This window comes from Chitinophaga sp. W3I9 (assembly GCF_050434025.1).
Classification (GTDB): domain Bacteria; phylum Bacteroidota; class Bacteroidia; order Chitinophagales; family Chitinophagaceae; genus Chitinophaga.
Map to the genome: position 1 here is coordinate 2,364,353 of NZ_JBNPWC010000001.1, position 16,518 is coordinate 2,380,870.

Genomic DNA, 16,518 nt, shown 5'->3' on the forward strand with positions numbered 1-16,518 from the left:
GGATGGACGTAATGCGGTCATCTGCTTTAAATCCACGCTATGCGCATATCAATACTTCTTTCCCTCCTGATCTTTACCGCTTGTAAGCCGAAGCAGCCCGTCCGCCAACCGGTACCGGTATCTGAAGACAGTACCTTTTTAACAGGCACTTTTTATGTGATCAGGCATGCAGAAAGAAACCCGGGTCCGGATTCCACTTTAACCCTGGCAGGCCAGGAAAGGGCAGGCGCATTATACCGGCTGCTGAAGGATTCGGGCCTGAATAAAATTTACTTTACGCCTTATAAAAGAGCGGTTGCCACGGCCGATAGTTTGCGCATCCACCTGCACATCGATACTTGTTTTTATGCCGCAGATACCAGCGGGGAATCTTTTATTTACCAGGTTACCCGGCACCAGGACTGGGGAAAGCGCCTGCTGGTGATAGGGCATTCCAATACCCTGATCCCTATCTTGCATAGCCTGAAAGCTAGGCCACATACGGATTCTATAGGAGAAAATGAATACGACCGGTTGTTTATAGTGCGGAAAACAAGAGAAGGAACGGTGCTTAAAGAGATCTGTTATTAGCGGAGGAAAAGCCTTTTCCCCCGCTATAGTTGCGCATTACAGCAAGATGCCTTTCATGAGGGTATAGGCTACTGTAAAGTAAATCAGCAACCCGGTTACATCCACCAGGGTAGCCACGAAAGGTGCCGAGGAGGTAGCAGGATCCGCGCCGCATTTCTTCAGTACCAGCGGCAGCATAGAACCGGAGAGGGTTCCCCACAATACTACGCCTACCAGGGAAATGCCTACTGTAGCGCCTATCAGCACGGTGTGTGCGCCGTAAGTATTGAACAGGGTATTCCAGAGCAGGATACGCAGGAAGCCGATGGCGCCGAGTGCGCCGCCCAGCAGCAGGCCGGAAAGGATTTCCCGGCGCATCACGCGCCACCAGTCGCTCACGCTGATTTCGCCCAGCGCCATTGCCTGTATAATAAGCGTGGAAGCCTGTGAGCCACTGTTACCGCCACTGGAAATGATGAGCGGTACAAATAGCGCCAGTACAACCGCCTTCGCAATTTCATCTTCAAAAAATCCCATGGCGGTGGCGGTCAGCATTTCACCGATAAACAATACTACCAGCCAGCCAACCCGCTTCTTCACCAGTTTGAGCAGGGGCATATCGAGGTAAGGCTCGTCCAGGGCTTCGGTACCACCAATCTTCTGGATATCTTCAGTATGTTCTTCGTTGGCGATCCACAACATATCATCGATGGTCACAATGCCGAGCAGGATGCCCTGGTCGTCTGCCACGGGCAAGGCTACCCTGTTTTCCATCCGGAAAACCTGGATGGCCTCTTCCTGGTCGTCGTTGGCATGGAGCGATACAAAGCGGTCGTCCATGAGGGTATGCACCACCGTTTCCGGTGATACGAGCAGGAACTCACGTATCCGGAAGTCGTCCAGCAGCTGCCCTTTTTCGTCGATTACATAAATTACGTCGATGGTTTCACTGTCCTTTCCATGCTCGCGGATATAATCCAGCACTTCCTTCACGGTCCATTCTTCTCTAACAGCAATGTAATCGGGCGTCATGATACGGCCCACACTGTTCTCCTTGTAACCCAGGAGGGAAAGGGTGATGCGCCGTTCTTCGGGGTCCAGCAGTTTGATCAGCTCTTTTACCGCTTCGCTGGGAAGCTCTTCCAGGAAGGCGGTACGGTCATCCGCTGGCAGCTCGTTCATGAGCTCTGCTATTTTTGCGGGCGATAAAGTACGTATCACATCTTCCTGTAAAGGAAAGTCCAGGATACGGAAAGCCGCTGCCGCTCTGCCGATCGACAGGTGATTGATGATTATTCCGGCATCTTCGGGGACCTCGTGAATCAATTCGGCTATATCCGTAATCAGCTGGTCGTCCAGGTATACTGACAGTTCGCGGTAATTTCTTTCTTTTGTCAGTGTCTGGAATTTTTCCAGTAAAGCTTCATTTTCCATACAATTGCCTCTATCTGCGAAATTAAGTTAAAATAGCACGCTGCCGGGGCAGTCGTTATAATAATTCTGATACATGCAGGCGGATGTTGCTGCAAATGCTATCCAGCGGCAAATCGTTGGCGTCTTTGCCAAAGGGGTCTTCAATTTCTTCTGCGATGAGCTCGAGGCTTGCCAGTACAAAGAATACGAATACAATCATGGGGATAATGAGGTAACCCAGGCTGAACACGTATCCAAAGGGCATGGACATTACATAGAAGAATATAAATTTCTTGATAAATACGCTGTAGGAAAAAGGGATGGGGGTATTTTTGATCCGTTCGCAGGCGCCGCATACATCAGCAAACGACTGCAGCTCGTTGTTCAGCACAATGAGCTGATCCCCGGTGAGCTGCCCGCTGCGGTACAGGTCCATGGTTTTAGTCATGATGAGCTGCGACAACTGGTTAGGCACATGCTTACTGATATCAGTATGAAGTGGCTCCTGTCCCGGTATGGCTTCCATCTCGTCGTGCACATAAGTTTTGCGCAGGTGATTTTTCAGGCCATAGGCGAAGTTCGGGATCATTACTTTGAAGAACTCTCTGTCGGCCTTGTTTTCCAATGGCAGTATGGCCTGGATTTTAATAGCCAGGTTGCGGCTGCTGTTCACCAGGGCGCCCCATTGCCGGCGGCCTTCCCACCAGCGGTCATACGCGGTGTTGGTGCGGAACACCAGTAACAGGGAGATCACAAAGCCCAGCAGGCCATACATCAGCGTGATGTTCTTCAGTTCACTCTTGTCAGACATCTTCCAGACCTCCAGTTCCAGCCAGGCTACAATGGCAGAATAGATGGAGAGGGCAATAAACATGGGGAACAGCTTCCTTACTGTATCCGCTTTATGAAGACGGAAAATGAACGTAAACCACTCCTTTGGATTATAATTGATCATATATGCAGGTTAATGAAAGGCAAAAAAAATATTTTCCGGGCGGCAAACCTAAATTTTTTAAACATGATTTTGATAACTTCCTGCTTTAACTTTACTTTACGTCTTCTTTTATTTGAAATTACGCTATGATAAAGCCGTATTTGTACATTGATAAGTCGAAAGGAAAAGGCCGGGGTGTTTATACCAAAGAAAAAATCCCTGCCGGAACAAGAATTGAGACGTCACCCGTGCTCGTTCTCACTTACGACGATACTGAGATTGTGGATAAAACAAGACTCCACAATTATATTTTTCTCTGGGGTGCAAAAGAAACCCGTTCCTGCGTGGCACTGGGCTTTTGCTCTATCTATAATCACGATTACAACCCCAACTGTGAGTATGAAATGGACTTCAAGGAAGAAACCATGAGTATCATCACCCGTCGTGATATCAAGAAAGGAGAAGAGCTTTTTATCAACTACAATGGTGATGTAACGGACAGCTCCCCCCTTTGGTTTGATACTAAAAAGAAACAGACCGCTAAAAAGTAAGAAGCAGTACGAATAGTACCGTTGCGGGCAGACAGCAGTGAATATTCCTGCCCGGTGACTATATTATTCGTATTTCTTTCGTAATATTGTATAAGCGCTTATATAATATTAACATCAACCTTTTCATATGTCATTCTATCCATCACTTGGCTACCTCGTTTTTGGCAGCCGCCTGCGCAGGCTGAGCGAATACTTTCTCATGGAAGTAAACAAGGTATATGAACAGGCGGGCATACCCTTTGATGCCAGCTGGTTCCCGGTGTTTTACCTCTTATCCAGACAGCAGCCGGTACCCATGATCGATATTGCAGAACAACTGGAAATATCCCACTCCGCCGTAAGCCAGATGGTGACCAACCTGAAAAAGAAAGGACTCCTGAAAACAACGCCGTGTAAGGAAGATGGCCGCCGGCAACTGGTCGCTTTCTCCAAGAAAGGCGAAGACCTGCTGCAACAGATACAACCCGTATGGGAAGCCATCACCGGCGCTATGGAAGCTTTGGCAACGGAAAACAAACAAAGCCAGCAGATATTGGCTGCCATCGCCCAGATTGAACAGTCAGTGCAGCAAAAGTCTTTATCAGAAAGGATCAGACAACAGTTATAATACTTCATACACCAGAAAAATCTAACGACATGAGTGATATTTTTAAGTACGGTATCGACCAGCTCACTGTTGCCCGCGCGATTGATATTGCTGCCGGCAAAGTGAAAGGCATACTGGTACCGGAAGTCATTACGCGTGTACAAACCAGCTTTGGCTATGTACAAACCATTGTGGCGCAACACACCACGGTATATGGTATTAACACTGGTTTCGGCCCGTTGTGCGATACCAAGATTTCGGAAGCAGATACCCGCGCCCTGCAGTACAACATCCTGCAAAGCCACAGTGTAGGCGTAGGAGAAAATATCCCGGAAGAAATTGCCCGCATCATGCTCATCACCAAAGTGCAGGCACTGGCACAGGGTTACTCAGGCGTGGCACTGTCTACCCTCGAAAGAATCATCTGGCATATTGAACACGGGATAACGCCGCTGGTGCCTGAAAAGGGCTCTGTAGGCGCTTCCGGCGACCTCGCACCGTTATCGCACCTGTTCCTGCCATTGATAGGGCTGGGGCATGTGATGTACCGTGGCGCGAAAACAGATACCGCTTCCATGATGCAACAGGAAGGGATCCAACCGGTAGTGCTGGGTCCTAAAGAAGGACTGGCGCTTATCAACGGTACACAGTTCATCCTGTCGTTTGCCGTTAAAGCAGTACAACGCCTGCATAATGCACTCGAAGCCGCGGATATCATCGGGGCGTTGTCGCTCGAAGGACTGATGGGCACCGCCAAACCATTTGATCCCCGCTTACATGCTATCCGCCCGTACCCCGGCAACCAGCTGGTAGCGCACCGTTTGAAAGCATTGCTGGATAACTCGGAGATCATGTCGTCGCATGTAGACTGCGGCCGTGTGCAGGACCCTTATTCCCTGCGTTGTATGCCACAGGTACACGGTGCGTCACGCACTGCCTGGCAACACCTGCAGGAACTCACTACCATAGAGCTGAACGCTGTTACTGATAACCCCATTATTTTCAGTGCAGAAGACACCATCAGCGGTGGTAACTTCCACGGGCAGCCACTGGCATTGCCCCTGGACTACGCTACTGTGGCTGCTGCGGAACTGGGCAACATCTCCGACAGGCGTTGTTATATGATGATTGAAGGAAGATACGGGCTGCCAAAATTATTGATCCAGGATGCCGGACTCAACTCCGGTTTCATGATACCACAATATACCACTGCCGCACTGGTAACAGAAAACAAAACCCTGTGCTTCCCTGCCAGCGCCGACAGCGTACCTACTTCACTGGGTCAGGAAGATCATGTATCAATGGGCTCTATCAGTGGCCGCAAATTGAACCAGGTGATCGGCAATCTCGAATACATTCTTGCTATTGAGCTGTTGTATGCCGCGCAGGCAGTGGATTTTCGCCGGCCAATGAAATCAGGCCCGGTACTGGAAGCCGTACATCAGTATACGCGCAGACATGTAACCTTTGCAGATAAGGACCGGATCTTTGCCAATGATATTGCCGCCCTGCACAAAATTGTTGTCGATCAATCGCTGGTACGTGTAGCCAATGAAGCTGCCGCTAATCATCAACTTAACTTAAACGGACTTTATAATGACCAGTTTGGACTTTATTAAAACATATGCAGCTCACCCGCATTATAAAGCGCCGCGTGGTGCACAGCTGCACGCCAGATCCTGGCAAACCGAAGCGCCCCTGCGCATGCTGCTTAACAACCTGGATGCAGAAGTAGCCGAAAACCCCGATGAGCTGGTGGTGTACGGCGGCATCGGCCAGGCAGCGCGCAACCGCGAATCTCTTCAGAAAATTATCGAAATATTATTAACGCTGGACGACGAGCATTCCCTGCTGGTGCAATCCGGTAAACCGGTAGGTATTGTACGCACGCATCCGCAGGCGCCAAGAGTAATGCTGGCCAACAGCAACCTGGTGCCGAAATGGGCCACCTGGGAGCATTTCAACGAACTGCGTTCCAAGGGTCTGATGATGTACGGACAAATGACGGCCGGCAGCTGGATCTATATCGGTACACAAGGTATATTACAGGGAACCTATGAAACCTTTATGGAATGCGGCCGGCAGCATTTCAATGGCAGCCTGGCCGGTAAGCTGCTGGTAACAGCAGGTATTGGCGGTATGGGCGGCGCACAGCCTCTGGCAGCCACTATGGCCGGAGCCGTGTTCATTGGCGCCGACATTGATCCTACACGTATTCAGAAAAGACTGGATACCCGTTACATTGACCGTATGACTCATTCCTACGAAGAAGCCATTCAATGGGCGAAGGAAGCACAGGCCAACGGAACAGCGTTATCAATCGGGTTGGTAAGCGATGCCGGTGATATGCTGGAAAGAATGCTGAAAGATAATATCATACCGGACATCCTCACTGATCAAACCTCCGCACATGATCCGCTGAACGGGTACGTGCCTAATGGCATTACACTGCAGGCCGCGCTGGAACTGCGTAAAAGCGATGCGGCAAAATACCGGGAGCTGTCGCTGAAAAGCATGGCGCGCCATGTGGGCTTTATGTTGCAGCTGCAGCAGAAAGGCGCCGTTACTTTTGATTATGGTAATAACATCCGCGAATTTGCGCGGGAAGGCGGAGAGCCCAATGCTTTCAACTTCCCCGGATTTACGCCGGCATATATCCGTCCGCTCTTCTGTGAAGGGAAAGGGCCCTTCCGCTGGGTAGCCCTCTCCGGCGATCCGGAAGATATTTATACCACCGACCGCGCGTTGATGGAAGCGTTCCCGGAAAATACCCACCTGATCAACTGGCTGAAACAAGCGCAGGAGAAAGTGGCGTTCCAGGGATTGCCTGCACGCATCTGCTGGCTGGGACTGGGCGAACGCGAAAAAGCGGGGCTTATTTTTAATGAGCTGGTGAGAACAGGAAAAGTGAAAGCGCCGATTGTGATTGGCCGTGATCACCTCGACTGTGGCTCCGTGGCCTCTCCCAATCGTGAAACCGAATCTATGAAAGACGGCTCCGATGCTGTGAGCGACTGGACATTGCTCAATCTCATGGCCAATACCGGCGGCGGCGCTACCTGGGTGTCTTTTCATCATGGCGGCGGCGTAGGGATGGGATATTCACAACATGCCGGCATGGTAGTGCTGGCCGATGGTACCGACCGTGCAGCTGAGTGCTTACGCCGCGTGCTCTTCAATGATCCGGCGCTGGGCATTTTCCGTCATGCGGACGCGGGTTACGAAAAGGCACAGGAATGGGGACAAAAATTTGATATCAGCATTTAATCACAGCGGTTAACCGCTTAATCATTGCCCATGAAAACATTAATCGGTCCTTTTGCCCAGATCCTGCCAATGACGGGCTTATCGCTGAAAGGCGCCCTGCACGATGAACAGTTGACCGTGATAGAGAAGGGCGGGGTAGTGGTGGAAAACGGGGAGATCATTGCGATAGCAGGGTACAAATCACTGTTGCAGAAATACCCGGATTGCGAAATCGCTTTCCAGGATACACCGCTCGTGTTATTGCCGGGATTTATTGATTGTCATACACACATTTGTTACGATGGTAGCCGCAACCGTGATTATGCCATGCGCATAGCCGGTAAAAGTTACCTGGAAATAGCCCGTGCAGGCGGTGGTATATGGGATTCGGTTACCAAAACGCGTATAGCCGATCTTGTTACCCTTACGGAGAACACGGTGGCCCGCGCTAACCGGCATCTGAAAGAAGGCGTTACCACCCTGGAAGTAAAAAGTGGTTACGGCCTGAACCTGGAGAGTGAATTGAAAATGCTGCGCGCCATACAGCAGGCGGGGCTGCACACGCCTGCTACGCTGATTTCCACCTGTTTGGCTGCGCATATGAAACCCCGTGATTATGCAGGCAGTGAAGAAGCCTACCTGGAGTGGATTTTAACGGAACTGTTGCCGGTGGTGCAGCAGGAGCAGCTGAGTAACCGGGTGGATATTTTTATAGAAGAAACTGCTTTTTCTGCAAAGGCTGCTGCCGGTTTCCTGCAACAGGCCATGCAGCAGGGATTTGTGGCAACCGTGCATGCGGATCAGTTCAGCGCCGGCGGCGCTGAAGTTGCCGTGAATGCGCGGGCGTTATCTGCCGATCACCTGGAAGCCAGCACTGAAAAAGAAATTGCTTTACTCGCTAATTCTGATACCGTTGCAGTAGTTTTGCCAGGTGCTTCACTGGGATTAGGTATGTTATATGCGCCGGCGCGCAGGCTGCTGAATGCAGGTGCATGTGTAGCCATTGCGAGCGACTGGAACCCCGGATCGGCCCCCATGGGCGATTTGCTGATACAGGCTGCCGTAATGAGCGCCGCCGAAAAGTTATCCACCGCAGAAGTACTGGCTGCGCTGACCGTAAGAGCAGCGCCTGCGTTGCAACTGAAAGATGCAGGCCAGCTGCTGGCAGGTTACGCCGCTGATATGCAGGCTTATCCCACCGCGGATTATCGCGACATACTTTATTACCAGGGTAAGATGAAGCCGTCACTGGTATGGAAGAAAGGAGTTTTAGTATGATAACAAAAGAAAGCTATCAGCCCACTGCAAGTGGTTCCTGGACCGGTCGTATTGATGGTACAGACCCCGACCTGCTGCGCTGGCACCAGGTAATTACCGTAACCGACCTGTTGCAAACGCCCTTACCGGTTTTGCAGCCGGGTCAGAAAGGTATTGTCCTGCTGGGCTTCGCCTGCGATGAAGGCGTGCGCCGCAACAAAGGCAGGGCAGGTGCTGCAAAAGGACCCGCCGCCATACGGAAGGTGATTGCCAACTTTCCGGTTCACTTCAACGCACAAACGGTGTTGCTGGATGCGGGAGATATCCTTTGTCCCAATGGCGAACTGGAAAATGCACAGCAGGTGCTCAGCGAAACGGTGAACGATATCCTCACGGCAGGTTACCTGCCGCTGTTACTGGGCGGCGGTCATGAAATTACGTATGGGCATGCCAGTGGTATCCGCCGGTTTGCAGGAAAGCAATCCGTAGGCTTTATCAACTTTGATGCGCATTTTGATATCCGTGTTCCCGGTGAAGAAGGCGCCAGCTCAGGTACCGGCTTCTGGCAACTGGCGCAGGATGCCAAACAGTCCGGCGTGCCTTTTCATTACCTGGCCCTGGGTATCCAGAAGAACGGGAATACCCGCCAGCTTTTTAATACTGCAGGAGAAGAAGAAGCGACTTATGTAAGCGCAGATGCTTTTCATTTGCAGGATAAAGACACGTTGTTTGCCGCCATACAGCATTTTCTCAGCCAGGTGGATAAAGTATACCTGACCACCTGCCTGGATGTATTTGCAGCACCCTTTGCGCCGGGAGTAAGCGCTACGGCTTATAATGGTATTATGCCGGGAGGTTTGTTCCTGCAATGTTTCCGTAAGATACTGGAAAGCGGGAAAGTGGCAGGAGCCGATATTGCAGAATTAAATCCTTCACTGGATATAGATAACCGCACTGCGAAACTGGCGGCAGCGCTGGTTTTTGAGATAGTGATGGCGTATAGCGGGGAAGAAGCATTTTAGCGTGTAGCCGTTATCTTTAACGGGTATACGTTAAAATACGGCAGCGGCTTTCAGTTCCTTAACCTGCCAGGCGCATTGCGCCAGTTGTTCTTTCATGTCCATTTGCAGCAGCTGTATCAGCTGTTGTGCATTTACCGGCAGGGTAATCTTCTCTTTCTTCAGCTGTGCTGCCGTTGCCTTTACAAACAACAATAATTCGCTGGTATCATGCCATTGGCCAAGGAGCTCACCCGCTTTACGGGTAGGCGTGGCGAGGTTTTCTGTGAAAACAGCAGGGAGTACCTGTTCCAGTATATTGAGCTGATAGTACAATGTTTTTACTTCTTTCCTGACTTCGTGCCATACCGTGTGATGCGCTCTGCTGGCAGGTACGGTGATTTTTTGATGCTGTTGTTCCAGGTAGCTGATCAGCGCGGCAGTAGCAGCATTGGTGTCGGTATTGGCAATAGCCTCTTTAAATCTTTCCGGCAGTGACTCCAGTTTTTTCAGGGAGCAGTATTTCACTGTGGCGGCTAACATTTCACTGGCTGTAGCGGCTTTGTTTTGCAGTAAGAGATGCGCAAATGAAAAGCGCCACGATACTTTTTTTTCATAGCTGCGCAGGTTTTTTTCCTGGAGGTGCGTATCCCTGGAAGCGCCGCCGATCGACTGTATCAGCCTGGCGGTGCGTAGATGTTTACCTGCCCCGAACGAATAATCCGGGAGCTGTTTTACCAGCGAAAAAAAGGCCCGCAGCTTTTTTACGCCTACCCGCATGGCGTGTATGGCATCAGCATCACCGGGAGCCTCCCGCAGGGTGGCATATGCGGTGGTGACCGTATCGCATTCCTTACGGAGATAATGATATAAAGCCGTTTGCAACATGTCTTTTAAAATTAACGAAATCCGCTGAAACCATCAGAACACAATGGTTTTGTTGCCATGCAGGATCACGCGGTTATCAATATGCGCTTTCACTGCACGGGTGAGCACCTGCCGCTCAATGTCGCGGCCCAGCATCACCAGGTCCTCCACGGTGTGCTTGTGGCTTACCCTGGCCACATCCTGCTCAATAATCGGGCCTTCATCCAGTTCGTTGGTAACGTAGTGGGCGGTAGCGCCAATCAGTTTTACGCCTCTCGTATAGGCGTTGAGGTAAGGGCGCGCGCCGGCGAAGGCAGGCAGGAAAGAGTGATGAATATTGATGATCCGTTGCGGATAATGACTTACAAACTGTGGCGACAGGATCTGCATGTACCTGGCCAGCACGGTGAAATCCACCCGGTGCTCTTCCAGCAGCCGCATGGCAACGCGCTCCTGCAATTCCTTGGTGCCGCTGCTTACCGGGAGGTAGTGAAATGGGATCCCCAATGCAGTGCACTCCTTTTCCAGGGAAGCATGATTCGAGATCACGAGCGGGATATCTACCGCCAGCTCACCGCTTTTCCATCTCCATAATAATTCCAGCAAACAATGATCATACGCCGATACCATGATAGCCATACGTTTGCGGCGATCGCTGTAATCTATTTTCCATTCCATTTGCAGCGGGGTAGCTACCTGTTGCTGGAAAGCCGCTTCCAGCGCGAACTTATCAAGCTGTTCCAGCTGGAATTCCATACGCATAAAAAATAATCCTTCCCGTGGATCGGTACTGTGTTGACTTGCATCCAGTATATTTGCACCCAACAGGTAGAGGAACTGTGATACGCCGGCTACGATGCCCGGCCGGTCGGGACAGCAAATAAGCAAACAGGCGGTGATATGAGGGACTTCTTGTTTTAACATATGATTACCAAAATATAAAATTATAATACAATTCTCCGTTGAAAAAGATAGGATTAATGTCGGATACCCACAGCTATTTGCACCCACAGGTATTCAAATATTTTGAAGAAGTAGATGAAATCTGGCATGCCGGCGACATCGGCAATGTGGATCTGGCTGATAAACTGGAAAAATTCAAGCCTTTCAGGGCCGTTTCCGGGAATATCGACGGGGCAGATATCCGTATCCGTTACCCCGAAACCCTGCGTTTCAACCTGGAAGGAGTAGAGGTGATGATGACACATATTGGCGGATATCCGGGGAAATATGCCCCGGGCGTGAAGGAACAACTGAAACAGCATCCTGCCAAACTGTTTATCTGCGGGCATTCACACATCCTGAAAGTAATGCCGGACGCGGCACTTCATTTGTTACATATGAACCCGGGCGCATGCGGTCAACAAGGATGGCACAAGGTAAAAACGCTGCTGCGTTTTCAACTGGAGGCTGGTAATATTCAACAACTCGAGGTGATAGAACTGCCCTGATCAACATCATTGCTTATAACCTACAACGTTTATGAACCTACGAATTTTAGCATGGCTGGTAGTATTGGGACTTGGATCTGCGCAGGCAAAGGCGCAGGGAAGATTCCTGAAATGGCTGAAAACAGAAAATGATACGGCGTATATCGAAGATCATACGGAAGATATTACCTTCCGGCTGTACGGCTCCCGCAAGTACACCAAGTATGACATCGTAGACCGGAAAACGAAAACCGATGTCCTTTACCGTCCCAATACTCCTTTTAATGTGGGGTTTGGCGCCAATTACCGGTTTATAGGCATTAACATCGGGTTTAACCTGCCATTTATCAACAGCAACGACAGGTACGGCAAAACGAAATACATCGATCTGCAGTCGCATGTATACCTGCGTAAAATTGTAGTAGACTTCTACGGTCAATATTATAAAGGCTATTATGTAGCCAACCCGGAGGAAGTATATGGTAAAGCCTATACTGCGCTGCATCCTTATCCGCAGCGGCCTGATATCAGGAACACCGACTTCGGCCTGAATGTGGGATATATCTTCAACGACAAACGTTTCTCTTACCGTGCGCCCAATCTACAGAATGAATACCAGAAGAAAAGTGCGGGTTCGCTGATCATAGGCGGAGAAATGTTCTTTGCCGGCATCAAAGGCGATTCTTCCCTCATCCCCACCAATATGGCAGATACCGCATTTCTGCGGGATGAGCATTATCATAAGACCGGCATTTATTCCCTGGCTGCCAATGTAGGATATGCTTACACCTTTGTGCTGAAGGAGCACTTCTTTTTATCCTTATCGCTTACCGGCGGTTTAGGAGGAAATATCACCACCCTGTTCCTGGAAAACGGGAATGTGAGCCGTAAAGCGGGACTGCAATTCAGTAATACAGTGCGGGCCTCGCTGGGGTATAATTCCAGCCGTTATTTTGCGGGGATACACTACGTGGGCATGAACACCCGCAGCGGCATGTCGATACCACATACTTATCAAACCTTTGGTACGGGCAATTTCAGGGTGAGCCTGGTGCGCCGTTTCACCCTGGAAAAGCCGTTATGGAAATCAAAAACGATTTAGCTTTGCGCCGGTGAAATCCACTTGGACCTGGCCGGTGGCTGGTATTTTTCCATTTGTAATAACAGGTCGCTGATATCATTGCTGCATAACAGCATATCACGGTTCTCTGCCGTGAGGAAGCCTTTCTCAGACATGGTTTGCGACAGGGCCATCAGGGCGTCGTAGAAGCCATTTACATTCAGCAGGCCGATGGGTTTTTTATGCAGGCCCAGTTGTCCCCAGGTGAGCATTTCAAACAATTCCTCCATGGTGCCGAAGCCTCCGGGCAATGCGATAACGCCATCGCACAATTCATTCATCTTCGTTTTGCGTTCGTGCATGGTATCTACCAGGATCAGTTCTGTGAGGCCGGTATGCGCCAGTTCTTTCTGTTGCAGGAAGTGAGGCAGTACGCCAATGGCTTTGCCGCCGGCATTTAAGGCGCCATCTGCCACTGCGCCCATCAGTCCTACGTTAGCGCCGCCATACACCAGTGTAAGGTTGCGTTGGGCCAGTGCGGCGCCCAGCAGGGTGGCCTGTTGCATATAAACGGGATCATGTCCGGCGCTGGAGCCACAGTAAACAACAATTCGATTCATATTCTTGATTATAAAGTGTTCAATTCAGCCCGGATGTTGGTGCGGGCAGCTGTTTCATATTGTTCCCGGAACGCCGGTGTTACATAAATGGCGGGCATTTCCAGGAAATGCTGCAATACTTTTTTACGGCCGGAGTTATACACCTCATCGGGGTAAACCTGGTACTCCTGCCTGATTTGCTGTGCGTAGGCCCGGTATGTTTCCGGTGCGGCGCCGAGTATTTGCAGGTCGAAGTCCAGGAAGTAATCCAGGTCCGGATCCTGACGGGTATTGATATGTGTTTTGGTGGTGATAATGAAATCGCTGATTTGGGCGGTTTTTTCCGCCGGGTAATTAATTTTAAGCAGATGGGCTACTGCGGCTGCAGCGCTGCGTTCTTCATTATCGGGTTGCTGCGGGTTATAAATGATATCATGAAAGAAGATGGCAAAAAGTACGGCTTCCGGATCTGTGAGCTGATGCGCATAGGCCTGTTGCAGGCTTACCAGCTGCTGTATATGCGACCAGTTGTGATAATACCTTCCGGACGATTGGTAGGCATCCAGCAAGGCCGCGTAGGAGCTGTTAACCAGGGCTGCATCCGTATTGGGATGAAGGGAGGACCAGATGACATTTAATGCTGACATACGCAGGGTTCTTTTCGGGGAGTAATTTAAAAAGAAAACGGGCAGAAAAAATTCCTGCCCGTTTCTTTTATGCTGAGTAGCCTGATTAAGCTTTTTTCGCAGCTTCTGCACGGATTACGTTCAGTGCGCCACCGGCTTTAAACCACTCGATCTGTTGTTCGTTGTACGTGTGGTTTACAGGGAATTCGCTGGTGCTGCCATCTTTATGATGAAGCACAACAGTGAGTTGTTTACCTGGAGCGAAGGTCGTAAGACCCAGGATGTCGATGGTATCATCTTCCTGGATCAGGTCATAATCTTCTTTGTTAGCGAAGGTCAGACCCAGCATGCCTTGTTTTTTCAGGTTGGTTTCGTGGATACGGGCGAAAGATTTCACCAGGATGGCACGAACGCCGAGGTGACGGGGTTCCATAGCAGCGTGTTCGCGGCTGGAGCCTTCACCGTAGTTTTCATCACCTACTACCACTGCACCGAAGCCGTGTGCTTTGTAGTCGCGCATGGTAGCAGGTACTGCACCATATTCGCCGGTAATGGAATTTTTAACGGTATCGCTTTTATCGTTGAATGCGTTGATCGCACCAATGAGCATATTGTTGGAGATGTTATCGAGGTGACCGCGGTATTTCAGCCATGGACCAGCCATAGAGATATGATCCGTGGTACATTTACCTTTTGCTTTGATGAGCAGTTTCAATCCTTTCAGATCGGTGCCTTCCCATGCAGCAAATGGCGCCAGGAGTTGTAAACGGTCGGAGGTAGGGGATACTTTCACCTGAACACCGCTACCATCGGCAGCAGGGGCCTGGTAACCGGCATCTTCCACGGCAAAACCTTTTGGAGGCAGTTCAAAACCTACCGGTTCGTCCAGCATTACTTCTTCACCGTTTTTGTTTTTCAGCTTGTCGGTCAGCGGGTTGAAGGTAAGATCACCTGCGATCGCCAGTGCTGTTACGATTTCCGGAGAAGCCACAAATGCGTGGGTAGAAGCGTTACCATCATTTCTCTTCGCGAAGTTACGGTTGAAGGAAGTGATGATAGAGTTTTTACGGGTAGGGTCGTCGATATGACGGGCCCACTGACCGATACACGGACCGCAGGCATTTGCCAGTACCACACCGCCTACCTGGTCAAAGGTATTCAGTAAACCGTCTCTTTCGATGGTGAAACGTACCAGTTCAGAGCCGGGAGTGATGGTGTATTCAGATTTCATTTCCAGGTGCTTGTCGATGGCCTGTTGTGCCAGGGAAGCAGAGCGGGAAATATCTTCGTAGGAAGAGTTGGTGCAGGAACCGATGAGGGCTACTTCCAGTTTTTCAGGCCAGTTGTTTTCTTTTACTGCCTGTGCAAATTTGGAGATAGGCCATGCCAGATCCGGGGTGAACGGACCGTTTACATAAGGTTCCAGTTCGTCCAGGTTGATTTCGATCACCTGGTCGTAGTATTTGGAAGGATCTGCATATACATCTGCATCAGGGCGGAGATGGTCTCTTACTTCATCAGCCAGGGCAGCCACTTCTGAGCGACCGGTGATTTTCAGGTAATCGGCCATTTTGCTGTCGTACGCAAACAGGGAACAGGTAGCGCCGATTTCAGCACCCATGTTACAAATGGTTGCCTTACCGGTAGCGCTGAAGCTATCCGCACCTTCGCCGAAGTATTCCACGATAGCGCCGGTACCACCTTTTACGGTGAGGATACCTGCTACTTTCAGGATAATATCTTTGGCAGAAGTCCAACCGCTCATTTTGCCTGTCAGTTTCACACCGATCAGTTTCGGCATTTTCAGTTCCCATGGTAAGCCGGCCATTACGTCAACCGCGTCAGCACCGCCAACACCAATCGCCACCATGCCTAAACCGCCGGCATTAGGGGTGTGGGAGTCGGTACCGATCATCATACCACCCGGAAACGCATAGTTTTCCAGCACTACCTGGTGAATGATACCAGCGCCTGGTTTCCAGAAACCGATGCCGTATTTATCAGAAATTGAGGAAAGGAAATCGTAAACTTCTTTATTGGTGTCAATAGCCGTTGCCAGATCTTCTGTAGCGCCTACTTTAGCCTGAATGAGGTGATCACAATGAACAGTGGAGGGAACCGCAACTTTATCACGACCGCAGGTCATAAACTGGAGCAATGCCATCTGGGCGGTTGCATCCTGCATAGCTACGCGATCCGGCGCAAATTCAACATAAGATTTGCCTCTTTCGTAGGGCGTGGTAGTCGGTGCATACAAGTGAGCGTACAAAATCTTCTCAGCCAGTGTCAGCGGGCGACCCAGCATTTTACGGGTTGCTTCCACCTTACCCGGGAGTGCCGCATACACTTTTTTAATCATGTCAATATCAAACACCATGGGAAAAAAATTATTTAAGAGCGGT

16 protein-coding genes are annotated in these 16,518 nt (G+C 50.3%); 9 read left to right on the plus strand and 7 right to left on the minus strand.

All coding sequences use genetic code 11. From position 1 onward, the window contains the following. Positions 1-39 precede the first annotated feature (39 nt). Positions 40-570 (plus strand): histidine phosphatase family protein, encoded by a 531-nt coding sequence (locus QFZ51_RS10025; RefSeq protein WP_429045499.1) that lies wholly within the window; start codon positions 40-42, stop codon positions 568-570. A 36-nt stretch (positions 571-606) separates the two neighbouring features. On the opposite strand, the gene mgtE is transcribed toward QFZ51_RS10025, so the two are convergent. Together mgtE and QFZ51_RS10035 are read right to left on the minus strand one after the other, a co-directional pair. Continuing rightward, complete coding sequence (gene mgtE, locus QFZ51_RS10030; RefSeq protein WP_429045501.1) at positions 607-1,983, minus strand: magnesium transporter; 1,377 nt, start codon at positions 1,981-1,983, stop codon at positions 607-609. A 55-nt stretch (positions 1,984-2,038) separates the two neighbouring features. Next, positions 2,039-2,917: a bestrophin family protein gene (locus QFZ51_RS10035; RefSeq protein ID WP_429045503.1), complete on the minus strand. Its 879-nt coding sequence runs from the start codon at positions 2,915-2,917 to the stop codon at positions 2,039-2,041. Between the two features lie 125 nt (positions 2,918-3,042). Between QFZ51_RS10035 and QFZ51_RS10040 the strand changes: the two genes are divergently transcribed. The 6 genes from QFZ51_RS10040 (at position 3,043) to hutG (ending at position 9,558) form a co-directional block, all read left to right on the plus strand. After that, positions 3,043-3,447, plus strand: a complete 405-nt coding sequence (locus QFZ51_RS10040; protein ID WP_370909774.1) for an SET domain-containing protein — start codon at positions 3,043-3,045, stop codon at positions 3,445-3,447. 127 nt (positions 3,448-3,574) lie between these two features. After that, entirely contained in the window at positions 3,575-4,054 is a 480-nt protein-coding gene (locus QFZ51_RS10045; protein WP_429045505.1) for a MarR family winged helix-turn-helix transcriptional regulator, read from the plus strand. Positions 4,055-4,083: 29 nt separating this feature from the next. Further along, positions 4,084-5,652, plus strand: coding sequence for a histidine ammonia-lyase (hutH, locus tag QFZ51_RS10050; protein WP_429045507.1), 1,569 nt, complete (start codon positions 4,084-4,086; stop codon positions 5,650-5,652). Then, entirely contained in the window at positions 5,630-7,300 is a 1,671-nt protein-coding gene (gene hutU, locus QFZ51_RS10055; RefSeq protein WP_429045509.1) for a urocanate hydratase, read from the plus strand. The genes hutH and hutU overlap by 23 nt, the downstream gene beginning before the upstream one ends. Before the next feature lie 30 nt (positions 7,301-7,330). Further along, complete coding sequence (gene hutI, locus QFZ51_RS10060; protein WP_429045511.1) at positions 7,331-8,557, plus strand: imidazolonepropionase; 1,227 nt, start codon at positions 7,331-7,333, stop codon at positions 8,555-8,557. Next, positions 8,554-9,558: a formimidoylglutamase gene (hutG, locus tag QFZ51_RS10065; RefSeq protein WP_429045513.1), complete on the plus strand. Its 1,005-nt coding sequence runs from the start codon at positions 8,554-8,556 to the stop codon at positions 9,556-9,558. Before hutI ends, hutG begins: the two co-directional genes overlap by 4 nt. A gap of 30 nt (positions 9,559-9,588) precedes the next feature. On the opposite strand, the gene QFZ51_RS10070 is transcribed toward hutG, so the two are convergent. Further along, on the minus strand, positions 9,589-10,422 hold the full coding sequence (locus QFZ51_RS10070) for a CHAD domain-containing protein (RefSeq protein WP_429045515.1): 834 nt from the start codon (positions 10,420-10,422) through the stop codon (positions 9,589-9,591). A gap of 33 nt (positions 10,423-10,455) precedes the next feature. Continuing rightward, a complete protein-coding gene (gene purU, locus QFZ51_RS10075) occupies positions 10,456-11,325 on the minus strand; it encodes a formyltetrahydrofolate deformylase (protein WP_429045517.1) in 870 nt (289 codons plus the stop codon). Positions 11,326-11,381: 56 nt separating this feature from the next. Between purU and QFZ51_RS10080 the strand changes: the two genes are divergently transcribed. Both QFZ51_RS10080 and QFZ51_RS10085 read left to right on the plus strand, forming a co-directional pair. Next, complete coding sequence (locus tag QFZ51_RS10080) at positions 11,382-11,852, plus strand: metallophosphoesterase family protein (RefSeq protein ID WP_370909782.1); 471 nt, start codon at positions 11,382-11,384, stop codon at positions 11,850-11,852. A gap of 31 nt (positions 11,853-11,883) precedes the next feature. After that, the gene (locus tag QFZ51_RS10085; protein WP_429045519.1) at positions 11,884-12,933 is read left to right on the plus strand and encodes a DUF4421 domain-containing protein; all 1,050 of its coding nucleotides are present in this window, start codon (positions 11,884-11,886) and stop codon (positions 12,931-12,933) included. Here the strand turns inward: QFZ51_RS10085 and QFZ51_RS10090 are convergent. The 3 genes from QFZ51_RS10090 to QFZ51_RS10100 form a co-directional block, all read right to left on the minus strand. Next, positions 12,930-13,511, minus strand: coding sequence for a TIGR00730 family Rossman fold protein (locus tag QFZ51_RS10090; RefSeq protein WP_370909784.1), 582 nt, complete (start codon positions 13,509-13,511; stop codon positions 12,930-12,932). The genes QFZ51_RS10085 and QFZ51_RS10090 overlap by 4 nt on opposite strands. A gap of 8 nt (positions 13,512-13,519) precedes the next feature. Next, positions 13,520-14,137, minus strand: a complete 618-nt coding sequence (locus QFZ51_RS10095; RefSeq protein ID WP_429045521.1) for an HD domain-containing protein — start codon at positions 14,135-14,137, stop codon at positions 13,520-13,522. Between the two features lie 85 nt (positions 14,138-14,222). Next, positions 14,223-16,493 carry an aconitate hydratase gene (locus QFZ51_RS10100; protein WP_429045523.1) on the minus strand — a complete coding sequence of 757 codons (2,271 nt, stop codon included), beginning with the start codon at positions 16,491-16,493 and terminating at the stop codon, positions 14,223-14,225. Between the last annotated feature and the right edge of the window lie 25 nt (positions 16,494-16,518).

Bases quoted from the DNA above. Each gene is read 5' to 3' on its own strand.
- QFZ51_RS10035 (WP_429045503.1), bottom strand. From the start codon at position 2,917: ATGATCAATTATAATCCAAAGGAGTGGTTTACGTTCATTTTCCGTCTT.
- hutH (WP_429045507.1), top strand. From the start codon at position 4,084: ATGAGTGATATTTTTAAGTACGGTATCGACCAGCTCACTGTTGCCCGC.
- hutU (WP_429045509.1), top strand. From the start codon at position 5,630: ATGACCAGTTTGGACTTTATTAAAACATATGCAGCTCACCCGCATTAT.
- QFZ51_RS10085 (WP_429045519.1), top strand. From the start codon at position 11,884: ATGAACCTACGAATTTTAGCATGGCTGGTAGTATTGGGACTTGGATCT.
- QFZ51_RS10100 (WP_429045523.1), bottom strand. From the start codon at position 16,493: ATGGTGTTTGATATTGACATGATTAAAAAAGTGTATGCGGCACTCCCG.
- QFZ51_RS10095 (WP_429045521.1), bottom strand. From the start codon at position 14,137: ATGTCAGCATTAAATGTCATCTGGTCCTCCCTTCATCCCAATACGGAT.
- QFZ51_RS10070 (WP_429045515.1), bottom strand. From the start codon at position 10,422: ATGTTGCAAACGGCTTTATATCATTATCTCCGTAAGGAATGCGATACG.
- QFZ51_RS10045 (WP_429045505.1), top strand. From the start codon at position 3,575: ATGTCATTCTATCCATCACTTGGCTACCTCGTTTTTGGCAGCCGCCTG.
- QFZ51_RS10040 (WP_370909774.1), top strand. From the start codon at position 3,043: ATGATAAAGCCGTATTTGTACATTGATAAGTCGAAAGGAAAAGGCCGG.
- mgtE (WP_429045501.1), bottom strand. From the start codon at position 1,983: ATGGAAAATGAAGCTTTACTGGAAAAATTCCAGACACTGACAAAAGAA.
- QFZ51_RS10025 (WP_429045499.1), top strand. From the start codon at position 40: ATGCGCATATCAATACTTCTTTCCCTCCTGATCTTTACCGCTTGTAAG.
- hutG (WP_429045513.1), top strand. From the start codon at position 8,554: ATGATAACAAAAGAAAGCTATCAGCCCACTGCAAGTGGTTCCTGGACC.
- QFZ51_RS10090 (WP_370909784.1), bottom strand. From the start codon at position 13,511: ATGAATCGAATTGTTGTTTACTGTGGCTCCAGCGCCGGACATGATCCC.
- QFZ51_RS10080 (WP_370909782.1), top strand. From the start codon at position 11,382: ATGTCGGATACCCACAGCTATTTGCACCCACAGGTATTCAAATATTTT.
- purU (WP_429045517.1), bottom strand. From the start codon at position 11,325: ATGTTAAAACAAGAAGTCCCTCATATCACCGCCTGTTTGCTTATTTGC.
- hutI (WP_429045511.1), top strand. From the start codon at position 7,331: ATGAAAACATTAATCGGTCCTTTTGCCCAGATCCTGCCAATGACGGGC.